Raw genomic sequence first — 11,446 nt, 5'->3', positions numbered from 1 at the left:
TGCGAGATGCGAGATGCGAGATTGAGTTGCTTGTGTAGTAAAAAGCTCAGGCAATAAAAAACGGAGCCTTAAGCTCCGCTTCTTATTGTATTCGCTAATTAAAAATTAACGAGCACGGAAGACGATGCGGCCTTTAGAAAGGTCGTATGGAGTCATCTCAACAGTTACTTTATCACCAGTAAGAATACGGATGTAGTTCTTACGCATTTTACCAGAGATGTGTGCTGTCACTACGTGACCGTTTTCAAGCTCAACACGGAACATTGTGTTTGGTAGAGTATCAAGGACAGTGCCTTGCATCTCGATTACGTCTTCTTTAGCCATCTAATCCTCTTTCGAAATTTGGCGGTTTTCAACGGCTTGATTGTGCCGTTAAAATCAAAATATGTAAAGTTGTCGCGTATTCTACCCTTGCCACCGCTGATTTACTAGCCTTTGATGACGTTGAAATCGTACTTTATAGTTCATCGCAGGGCATTCATCGATTTGATAACCCAAATATAACCATTGTTTTTGTTCTTTCTGGGCATGTTGGATCTGAAATAGAACGCCAAGTGTTCCCATCGAAATGTCTATATCAGGATCGAAGAAGGTATAAAACGCGCTCGTACAGTGAGCCATGATGTCGGTTACGGCGATACCAACCAACTTGTTCTCATCATAGATGTGCATGAACTTTGTAGTAAGCCACTCATTTTTAGAGAATTGTAGAAACTCTTCTTTCTTGGGTGGGTACATGGTTCCCGAACGGTGACGAGCGGTGATATAGCGACTGTATAAGTCAAACCAGTTGTCATCCATCTCATCTTTCAGTTCCCAACGTAGTGATTTTCCTTTGTTAAGGATCCGTCGTTGGCTTTTGGAAAGCTTAACCTCAGGAATTGAAAGCCGAATCGCTTGGCATGCTGAGCAATTATCGCAATGTGGCTTATAAATGGTTGAACCACTGCGGCGAAATCCATTCGCAAGCAGAACTTCATAGTTATCTGAGGTGTGCATGTGTTCGTCAAGCGTGACCGCCACTCTCTCTTCGAAGTGAGGTAAGTAGCTGCAAGCGTGATTGTCTGTTAATCCAATTCTGATTTGTTGTAAATCTGGATTCATTAAGGCATTTCCTTTAGCCATTGGGTTTTAAAGCATGCATCGTCAACGGAGAACTCTTTGAGTAATTGCAGAGAGCCTAGGAATTCATCCCTATCAACCTCGATAGCGCCCAAGGATTCCAAGTGAGGGTTCATGACTTGGCAATCAATCAGTTGTCCGCCGAATCGGGTAAAGTGTTTACAAAAGTACCACAGCGCAATTTTAGAGGCATTGGTCTTTAGGCTGAACATCGATTCACCGCAAAAGACTTGGCCTCTTTGTAAGCCGTAAAGTCCACCGATCAGTTCATCATCTTGCCAAACCTCAACCGAGTGGCAGAAACCTAATGAAGCGAGTTTGCGGTAGGCTGACTGCATGTCGCTGTTTAGCCAGGTTTCTTCTTCGGGTCTTAGTGAAGAGCAATAACCAATTACTCTGTCCGTCGCTTGGTTGATGCTGACTCGGTAATTGTGCTTTCTTTGAAACTTTTTAAGACTTTTTGACGGTTCGAATGTCTTAGGATTAAATACCGCTCGCGGTGCAGGGCTCCACCAAAGTATAGGCTCACCTGGGCCATACCATGGAAATATACCTTGGCTATAAGCGTTTAAAATTCGCATTGGTGATAAATCACCACCGAAGGCGAGCAGACCGTTGGGGTCATCAAGCGCGTCGAAAGGCGAAGGAAACTCTATACTAGTAGTATCAAGTTCGGTTAGGTATATAGTCATAAGTACCGCATTACAGATTAATCACTGACCAAGAGGTCTTTAGGAGTTTTACCATGAAGAAGTTGCTTTGGATTTTACTTGTTTTGCCCATGTTGGCAAATGCAGCTTACAACAGAAACCAAGCTCGACCAGTAAACGAGGTGGTTTATGGTGAGATTGATACGGTCAGATACATCACTCAGCAAGAGATCGTTGAGTCGAAAGCGAATGGTTGGGAAACCTTGTTAGGTGCGGCGATTGGTGGCTTGATTGGTAACCAGTTTGGCGGCGGCACTGGTAAAGAAGTGGCGACAGCTGTAGGTGCAGTAGCAGGTGCGGGTATTGCTCGTAACCGAGGTAACACACAATATAGAGTAGAGTACAAACTGGTCGAGTTATTGGTCAAAACCAAAGACGACAAGTTGGTCAACATTATCCAAGATGTCGATAACTCGATGCTGTTCAACCGAGGCGATGATGTACGAATTCTCTATTTTCCAGATGGTGTTCGAGTTGATCTCGTGTACTAGTATATAAATACGATTGATTGGCTAATTAATCACCGGTTTGGGCCGGATTAGCTCTGGAGTTCGTTGGAAAAGTTCGTTAGTCTGCAAGTACGAAGAATTATTCATCACCCGAAAATAAATACGCACCAGTGACTTCGGGTGGTACAAGGACTATAAGATTTAATGGAAAGCCTTACGTTACAACCAATTCAAAAAGTGAACGGGGAAGTTAACCTACCTGGTTCAAAAAGCGTTTCCAACCGTGCACTTCTTTTGGCTGCACTTTCTACGGGAACCACTCGCCTAACAAACTTGCTAGACAGCGATGATATTCGTCATATGTTGAATGCATTGACTCAGTTAGGTGTTGATTATCAGTTGTCTGCAGACAAAACCGTTTGTGAAGTGACAGGTGTTGGTGGTGCATTCTCAAGTGACAAAGCCCTAGAGCTTTTCTTAGGTAACGCGGGTACGGCGATGCGTCCGTTGGCGGCTGCACTATGTTTAGGTCGCGGTGAATACGTTCTTACTGGTGAGCCTCGCATGAAAGAGCGCCCAATTGGCCACTTAGTAACAGCACTACGAGAAGCCGGTGCCGACGTTGAATATTTAGAGAACGAAAACTACCCGCCATTGAAGATCACAGGTACCGGTTTGAAGAGCGGTACGGTTTCTATCGACGGTTCGATCTCTAGTCAATTTTTGACGGCATTTTTGATGGCTGCGCCTTTAGCTGAAGGTGAAGTGACCATTAAAATTGACGGTGAATTGGTTTCTAAACCTTACATCGATATTACGCTGCACATCATGAAGCAATTTGGTGTGGACGTGATCAATAATGATTACCAAGAGTTTGTGATTCCTACCGGGCAATCTTACTCGGCACCGGGTGATTTCTTGGTTGAAGGTGATGCATCATCTGCGTCATATTTCCTTGCAGCCGCTGCTATCAAAGGTGGTGAGATTAAGGTCACTGGTATTGGTAAAAACAGTATCCAAGGTGATATCCAATTCGCTGATGCGCTTGAGAAAATGGGTGCGGAAATCGAATGGGGTGACGACTACGTTATTTCTCGTTGTGGCGAGCTGAAAGGCATTGATATGGACTATAACCATATCCCAGATGCTGCGATGACTATCGCGACAACCGCATTGTTTGCGAAAGGCACAACGGCAATCCGTAATGTCTACAACTGGCGTGTGAAAGAGACAGACCGCTTGGCTGCAATGGCAACAGAGCTACGCAAAGTCGGCGCTGAAGTGGAAGAGGGTGAAGATTACATTATTGTTAACCCTGTGGCTGAACTGACTCATGCGGCGATTGATACTTACGATGATCACCGTATGGCGATGTGTTTCTCGCTGGTTGCTTTGAGCGATACGCCTGTGACGATTAATGATCCAGGTTGTACGTCAAAGACATTCCCTGATTATTTCGACAAGCTGAAAATGCTAAGTCTATAAAAATGCTTAGTATGTAAAGGTTTAGGAACAAAAAAGCTTGCCTAAGTGGCAAGCTTTTTAATTATTGCTGAATTGTAAATTCTTTCGAAAGGTGGTGCGCTAAGTATTTAAACATGTTAAATACCGCGGTTGTATTCTCTGTCGGCATTCCATTGCTGTCTAAGAAGTATTCACCTTTGAAGACGAGTACATCGTCTTTTTCTACTACGCTGTTTGCGCGCATGCCTTCAATGTAGTCATCATGTGATTGGATAATTTGGTTTGCGATAAGCAGTAAATCAAATTCTGCTATTACTTTCTTTGTCATGAGTTTATCTCTGATAACTGAATATAACGTTGAGTTTATGGTGTCGAACTAGAAATTCAATGATTTCACAACCGATTAAGAGAGTCTTTTCAAACATCCACAATTTATTTTGTGATTTACGGCAAAAATAATTGAATGGGGCTCGCGTTAGATTCGCGGACAAGCTTAGTATGAGCCCGTTTAGACGTAATGCCTGATGAATAGGCTCTTGCAAGTATTCTTAGTGAGTACTTTATAGCTTCTTTATATTGTGACCCTTTTATCTATGAGTCGTCGAATTGTCGAGCGATCAGATCCAATTTTGAAAAAAGCGGTTGATCTTCTAGTAATCTCGCACAATAGTAAAAAAAGAAGCAATGAATTTAGAATATCATGCGTAAAAGCCCACAAGCTAAATTGTTGGTGCTGAAGCATCGTGATTAAGGACGTTAGAGTCAATATGGGTAAATCGCTCGTTATAGTGGAGTCGCCAGCCAAGGCTAAAACTATCAATAAATATCTTGGCAAAGACTTTGTCGTTAAGTCGAGTGTAGGTCACGTACGTGATTTACCAACGGCAGGTCAAAGTACTGGTCAAAAGGCTGCTGCAGTTTCAACCAAGGGTATGAGCCCAGAAGACAAAGCTCGTATCAAGAAAGAAAAAGATCGCAAAGCTCTTATCAAAAAGATGGGTATCAACCCGTATAAAGAGTGGGAAGCGAACTACCAAATCCTACCTGGTAAAGAGAAAGTCGTCGCTGAATTGCAAAAACTGGCTGAGAACGCAGACCATGTTTATCTCGCAACCGATTTGGACCGCGAAGGAGAAGCTATCGCATGGCACCTTCGTGAGATCATCGGTGGCGATGAAACGCGATACAAGCGAGTGGTTTTTAACGAAATCACCAAGAATGCTATTCAACAAGCTTTCGAAACTCCAGGTGAGCTAAATATTGATGGCGTAAACGCACAACAAGCACGACGTTTTATGGACCGTGTTGTTGGCTTTATGGTGTCACCTCTGCTTTGGAAAAAAGTAGCACGAGGCCTGTCCGCTGGCCGTGTTCAATCAGTAGCGGTAAAACTACTGGTAGAGCGTGAGCGCGAGATCAACGCCTTTATCCCTGAAGAGTTCTGGGATGTGCATGCTGATACTAAAACAGCAGAGAAAACCGACTTTAGACTGCAAGTTGCACAGAAAGACGGTGTTGCGTTTAAACCTGAAAATGAAGCGCAAACACAAGCTGCTGTTAGCGTTTTAGAAAAAGCGCAATACGAAGTATGTAAACGTGAAGACCGCCCAACAAAGAGTAAGCCGTCTGCACCTTACATCACGTCGACGCTGCAACAAGCGGCGAGTACGCGTCTTGGTTATGGCGTAAAGAAAACCATGATGCTGGCTCAACGCCTGTATGAAGCGGGTTACATCACTTATATGCGTACTGATTCAACCAACTTGAGTTCAGAAGCTGTAGAAGCCGCTCGTGAATACATTGGTTCTGAGTACGGCGCGCAATACCTTCCACCTAAAGCTCTTGCATACGGCAGCAAAGAGGGCGCTCAAGAGGCCCACGAAGCGATTCGTCCTTCAAGTGTAGATGTTAAGTCGGAAGATCTAAACGGCGTAGACGCAGACGCACACAAGCTTTACTCGCTAATTTGGAATCAATTCGTAGCGTGTCAAATGACGCCAGCTCAATACGATTCAACGACAGTAAGCGTTAAAGCAGATGAGTACACGTTGAAAGCGAAAGGTCGTATCCTTAAATTTGATGGTTGGACTCGTGTTCAGCGTCCAATGGGCAAGAACGAAGATACGATCCTTCCAGCAGTACAGATCGGCGATAAGCTTGATCTGATTGCGCTAGACCCTAAACAGCACTTCACTAAGCCACCGGCTCGTTTCACTGAAGCGGCGCTAGTTAAAGAGCTTGAGAAGCGTGGTATTGGTCGTCCTTCAACATACGCATCAATCATCTCAACGATTCAAGATCGCGGTTATGTAAAAGTTGAACAGCGTCGTTTCTATGCTGAGAAGATGGGTGAAATTGTTACTGACCGTCTAGATGGCAGCTTCAATGACCTAATGAACTACGACTTCACTGCTCGTATGGAGCAGAAGTTGGACCAAATCGCAGAAGGCGAAGCAAGCTGGAAAGGCGTGCTAGATAACTTCTTCGAAGACTTTACTGGCGATTTGGAAAAAGCAGACTTAGACGAAGACGCTGGTGGCATGAAGCCAAATCATATCGTGGAAACCGATATTGAGTGTCCGACTTGTAGCCGTAAAATGGGTATTCGTACTGCTTCGACAGGCGTATTCCTTGGTTGTTCTGGCTATGCACTTCCACCAAAAGAGCGTTGTAAGACAACAATCAACCTTGGTGATGAAGAAGGCATTATCAACGTGCTTGAAGAAGACGTTGAAACAGCAGCACTTCGAGCTAAAAAGCGTTGTCCTATTTGTGAAACGGCAATGGATGCCTATCTAATCGATGATAAGCGTAAGATGCACGTATGTGGTAACAACCCGAACTGTGAAGGTTATGTGGTTGAGCACGGCGAATTTAAAGTGAAAGGCTACGATGGTCCACTTGTTGAGTGTGACAAGTGTGGTTCTGACATGGTTCTGAAGAACGGTCGTTTTGGTAAATACATGGACTGTACGAGTGAAGATTGTAAGAACACTCGTAAGATTCTGAAAAATGGCGAAGTTGCGCCACCAAAAGAAGACCCGGTGCATTTCCCTGAACTTCCGTGTGAAAATTCAGACGCGTACTTTGTTCTTCGTGATGGTGCTTCTGGTCTATTTATGGCTGCGAGCAACTTCCCTAAATCACGTGAAACACGTGCACCATTAGTGGAAGAGCTGGTTCGTTTTAAAGACCGTATCTCACCTAAGTTCCAATACCTAGCATCAGCGCCAGTTGCTGACCCTGATGGTAAGCCGACAGTGGTTCGTTTTAGTCGTAAGACCAAAGAAAACTACGTGCGTACTGAAGTAGATGGAAAACCGTCCGGTTGGACTGCGTTGTACATCGACGGTAAGTGGGAAGTTACGGATAAGCGTAAAAAGCCTAAAGAGAAATAACTGAACGTTATTGATGAAGAAGCAGCCTAATGGCTGCTTTTTTTTGATCTCAATATGACTAAATATGCAACTTGTTGACCTGGTGTTTCGTCTGCGAGAATTTATTAAATTCACATTGCAAAATAAATAATGCCAATTAATCAGATTTTCTTATGCAACTTTAACGAGAATGTAACTTAATTAAAATATTGTAACTCACAGATCAGCGTTTAGTTGTATACCTGATGTGTGTCGGGTGTTAATGTAATGTTTCGTCTGGACGGTGTAATGTGAGCTGCTTTAAGTCTTGGGAAAGCAATCAGCTTACGTACCACAGAATGGCGTATTAAAAATTGAATTCGGCCGAAAAGTCGATAACGTATATAAAACCAAGTGCAAAGAATAGTGCACACATAACAACGTTTGGCTTAGGATATTGTCACTGTATGTGAATGGATATTCGCTAAATACCGAAATAAGTGTTGGTGCTCATCCCCCAGAGGAAGATACCTCTACGAGTACTAACATCGACAAGCTATAGATATATGGAGAATAAAATGGCTGGTGTATTGGGAATGATTCTTGCTGGTGGTGAAGGCTCTCGCTTAAGACCTTTAACTGAATCTCGCAGCAAACCCTCGGTTCCTTTCGGTGGTAGTTACCGCTTAATTGATTTCGCTTTGAACAACTTCGTTAATGCTGATCTAATGAAGATCTACGTATTAACACAATTTAAGTCACAGTCACTGTTCCACCATATGAAAAAAGGCTGGAATATCAGTGGTATAACAGACCGTTTTATCGACCCAATTCCTGCGCAAATGCGTAAAGGAAAGCGTTGGTATGAAGGCACAGCAGATGCTATCTACCAAAACATGGGCTTTATGGAGTTGGAAGAACCTGATCAAGTATGTATTTTTGGTTCAGACCATATTTATAAGATGGACATCAAACAGATGCTTGATTTCCATAAAGAGAAGAAAGCGGCTCTAACAGTATCAGCATTGCGCATGCCGCTTGCTGAAGCATCAGAATTCGGTGTTATTGAGGTTGATGCTGACGGCCGTATGATTGGCTTTGAAGAGAAACCTGCAAATCCGAAGTCGATCCCGGGCGATCCAGAATCAGCGCTCGTTTCAATGGGCAACTACGTGTTCGAAGCGAAAGAGCTTTTTGCTGAACTAACGGAAGATGCTGATAGAGAAGGTTCGACACACGATTTCGGCAAAGATATTATTCCAAACATGTTCCCACGTGGTGACGTGTTTGTTTATGATTTCAGCACCAACCGTATTACTGGTGAGAAAGAAGAAGTTTACTGGCGCGATGTAGGTACGATTGACGCGTACTGGCAAGCGCACATGGACCTTCTTAAGAAAGATGCGCCATTCTCGCTATACAACCGTAAATGGCCTCTACACACTTATTACCCGCCACTACCACCAGCTACGTTTACTGATTCGGCAAATGGTCGAATTCAGATCATTGATAGCCTTGTGTGTAGCGGTAGTTATGTACGTGGTTCGCGTATTGAAAAGAGTGTATTGGGCTTCCGCAGCAATATCGCATCAGCGTGTGATATTAGCGAAAGTATCTTACTCGGTGATGTAAAAGTGGGTGAGGGTTGTATCCTGCGCCGCGTTATCATTGATAAAGATGCAGATATCGCACCGGGTACACAGATTGGTGTGAATCTGACAGAAGACAAAAAGCATTATCACGTATCTGACGATGGTGTTGTAGTGATTTCTAAAGGAGCACGAGTTGGTTACTAAGACTCTCTCGGTACTTTTTGTAGCGTCTGAAGTTGAAGGCTTGATTAAAAGTGGTGGCTTGGCTGATGTAGCCAAGGCACTGCCGAAAGCGTTGCAAACACTCGAACAGGACGTTCGAGTGACTATCCCCGCATATAGAAACATTCCAAACATTGATTCAGCAGAAGTTATTTTATCGACTGAACTCGATCATTGGCCTCATACGGCTTATCAAGTTAAAAAACTGAGCGTAGAAGGCGTTCCAGTTTTTGGTATTGAATGTGCCAAGTATTTCGACCGCCCGGAAATGTACGCAGAAAACAATCAAGCTTATGCTGATAACGGAGAGCGGTTCTCGTTCTTTAGTGCAGCCTGTCTTGATATGCTTCCTAAGCTTGGTTTCCAACCGGATATCATTCATGCAAATGACTGGCATACTGGTTTCGTTCCTTTCTTGCTTAAATCGCGTTATCAACAACACGATTTCTTTGAAAATACGCGCAGTGTTATTTCGATTCACAATGCGGTTTTCAAAGGTGTGTTCGCCTACGATGAACTTCAATTCCTGCCAGAGATGCACAGTTACCATGCGCCTGAAGCTTCAGTGAGTGACACTCATGTCACTATGCTAAGAGCTGGAGTGATGTGTGCGGATAAAGTGAACGCAGTAAGTCCTACCTATGCAGAAGAGTTGAAAACGGAATTAGGTAGCCACGGTATGGCTGCAGAATTCCAACACAGATCTGCTGATCTGTTCGGCATTTTGAATGGGTGTGATTATGGGGCTTGGAATCCGGAAACTGATGCTTTCCTTCCTCGTAAATACAAAGCGACCAAGCACAGCATGGCTCGCGGAAAATCAGCTTGTAAGCAAAAACTGCAACAAGATGTAGGTTTACCCGTTGCCGATTGCGCGGTTTATGGCATGGTTTGTCGCTTGACGAATCAAAAAGGTGTTCATTACTTACTGCCTATCATCGAACAGTTTTTGAAAAATGATCTTCAGATCGTGATTGTCGGTACTGGCGATCCGGTTTTGGCGAGTCAATTGAAAGAGCTATCAGCGCTTCACTCAGATAAGTTCTCGTTCGTAGAAGCGTACAATAATGAACTTGCGCACTTGGTTGAAGCAGGCTCTGATTTCTTCTTGATGCCTTCGGAATTTGAACCGTGTGGCTTAAACCAAATCTACAGCATGGCTTACGGTACTTTGCCGATTGTTCGTTCTGTGGGAGGTTTAAAAGACAGCGTGAATGATTACGATGAAGATCCTGAAGTCGCGACTGGGTTTGCTTTTGAAGAGCCAACACCGCAGGCGTTATTGGCTGTGTTACATCGTTCATTACTGCTTTATGCACAAAACCCATCTGAAATTAAGCGTGCTCAGCTTTATGCGATGCAGCAAGATTTTAGTTGGGAAGATGCGGCTAAAGAATACCTAGCTATGTATCATTCAGCATTTTAACTTGTTGACTTAGCTTTAAAATTAGCGGGCGGGCAACAACAGCTCGTAATAAATGAAGGCGCTCTAATTGTTGAGTGCCTTTTTGTTTCCTGGTCAGAGCACATCACGTTTACGAAGACAAAGCTTGCAAACTCATTTTTGTCAGGTAGAAAAGGTGAGGTAGGTATTCGCATGACTAATGATAGGTTTGACACTATTATCACTTAAAGTTCTTAATAGCGTGGTATCCTTAGTCATCGCCTCGTGATGAGGCATAGCTCCATTCCAATAATTAAAGCGATAGGTATGTCTGAGAGTTTACTATTTCATAAAACATTTACTCACCCTACGAGCGATGAGTGGGTTGTATTTGTGCATGGCGCAGGAGGCAGTTCCTCCATCTGGTTCAAGCAGATCAAAGCGTATAAACAGCATTTCAACTTACTTCTCATTGATCTGAGAGGGCACGGTAAATCAGACAATATACTTAAAGGGCTGATTTCGAATCGTTATACGTTCAAATCGGTGACGCTTGATATTCTTAAAGTGTTAGACCATCTTAAGATCCGTTCTGCACATTTCGTTGGCATGTCTTTGGGCACGATTATTGTGCGTAACGTTGCCGAACTGGCGGCTGGCCGTGTACGTTCAATGGTACTGGGTGGCGCTGTCACCAAGCTAAACACTCGCTCTCAAGTGTTAATCAAGTTGGGTAACCTCAGCAAGCACATCATTCCTTACATGTGGTTATACAGCCTTTTTGCTTATGTTGTGATGCCACAAAAAAGCCAAAAAGAGTCTCGTCACCTTTTTATCCGCGAAGCCAAAAAACTGTGCCAGAAAGAATTTAAACGCTGGTTTATCTTAACGGCTGATGTAAACCCCTTGATGAAATATTTTAAAGATAGAGAGCTACCAATACCGACTCTTTATTTGATGGGTGAACGTGACTACATGTTTATTAAGCCTGTAAAAGAAATGGTTGCAGCGCATGAATCGAGTGAGCTAGTAGAAATCCCGAATTGTGGACACGTGTGTAACGTGGAAAACCCTGAAGAGTTTAATCAGCGTTCGATTGCGTTTATTCAAAAACAAATTCAGTGATTTTCTAGGCGTGAAATCAAAG

The 11,446-nt window shown here is 43.6% G+C and carries 10 protein-coding genes; 6 read left to right on the top strand and 4 right to left on the bottom strand.

Annotated elements, in window-relative coordinates:
* Positions 1-105: 105 nt before the first annotated feature.
* From infA to aat, 3 genes are all read right to left on the bottom strand, one after another.
* Entirely contained in the window at positions 106-324 is a 219-nt protein-coding gene (gene infA, locus AB4583_RS00935; RefSeq protein WP_001040192.1) for a translation initiation factor IF-1, read from the bottom strand.
* A gap of 81 nt (positions 325-405) precedes the next feature.
* Positions 406-1,104, bottom strand: coding sequence for an arginyltransferase (locus AB4583_RS00930; protein ID WP_065585123.1), 699 nt, complete (start codon positions 1,102-1,104; stop codon positions 406-408).
* On the bottom strand, positions 1,104-1,814 hold the full coding sequence (gene aat, locus AB4583_RS00925) for a leucyl/phenylalanyl-tRNA--protein transferase (RefSeq protein WP_017063504.1): 711 nt from the start codon (positions 1,812-1,814) through the stop codon (positions 1,104-1,106). Before aat ends, AB4583_RS00930 begins: the two co-directional genes overlap by 1 nt.
* Positions 1,815-1,867: 53 nt before the next feature.
* Between aat and AB4583_RS00920 the strand changes: the two genes are divergently transcribed.
* Positions 1,868-2,323: a glycine zipper 2TM domain-containing protein gene (locus AB4583_RS00920; RefSeq protein ID WP_372116041.1), complete on the top strand. Its 456-nt coding sequence runs from the start codon at positions 1,868-1,870 to the stop codon at positions 2,321-2,323.
* A gap of 162 nt (positions 2,324-2,485) precedes the next feature.
* Positions 2,486-3,766: a 3-phosphoshikimate 1-carboxyvinyltransferase gene (gene aroA / locus AB4583_RS00915; protein WP_017062105.1), complete on the top strand. Its 1,281-nt coding sequence runs from the start codon at positions 2,486-2,488 to the stop codon at positions 3,764-3,766.
* Between the two features lie 61 nt (positions 3,767-3,827).
* On the opposite strand, the gene AB4583_RS00910 is transcribed toward aroA, so the two are convergent.
* Positions 3,828-4,073: a YciN family protein gene (locus AB4583_RS00910; protein WP_017062104.1), complete on the bottom strand. Its 246-nt coding sequence runs from the start codon at positions 4,071-4,073 to the stop codon at positions 3,828-3,830.
* Positions 4,074-4,512: 439 nt separating this feature from the next.
* Here AB4583_RS00910 and topA point away from each other — a divergent pair, with 439 nt between their 5' ends.
* The 4 genes from topA (at position 4,513) to AB4583_RS00890 (ending at position 11,424) form a co-directional block, all read left to right on the top strand.
* Positions 4,513-7,143, top strand: a complete 2,631-nt coding sequence (gene topA / locus AB4583_RS00905; protein WP_017067846.1) for a type I DNA topoisomerase — start codon at positions 4,513-4,515, stop codon at positions 7,141-7,143.
* Between the two features lie 524 nt (positions 7,144-7,667).
* Positions 7,668-8,897, top strand: coding sequence for a glucose-1-phosphate adenylyltransferase (gene glgC, locus AB4583_RS00900; protein WP_080582251.1), 1,230 nt, complete (start codon positions 7,668-7,670; stop codon positions 8,895-8,897).
* Positions 8,887-10,341, top strand: a complete 1,455-nt coding sequence (glgA, locus tag AB4583_RS00895; protein ID WP_017070017.1) for a glycogen synthase GlgA — start codon at positions 8,887-8,889, stop codon at positions 10,339-10,341. Before glgC ends, glgA begins: the two co-directional genes overlap by 11 nt.
* Positions 10,342-10,626: 285 nt before the next feature.
* Positions 10,627-11,424, top strand: coding sequence for an alpha/beta fold hydrolase (locus AB4583_RS00890; protein WP_017062100.1), 798 nt, complete (start codon positions 10,627-10,629; stop codon positions 11,422-11,424).
* Positions 11,425-11,446: the final 22 nt, after the last annotated feature.

The sequence above is a fragment of the Vibrio sp. 10N.222.49.C12 genome (assembly GCF_041475025.1).
In the GTDB taxonomy this organism is placed as follows: Bacteria; Pseudomonadota; Gammaproteobacteria; order Enterobacterales; family Vibrionaceae; genus Vibrio; species Vibrio crassostreae_C.
Note: the sequence above shows the minus strand (reverse complement) of the source record. Positions and strands in the feature narration are given on the sequence as shown.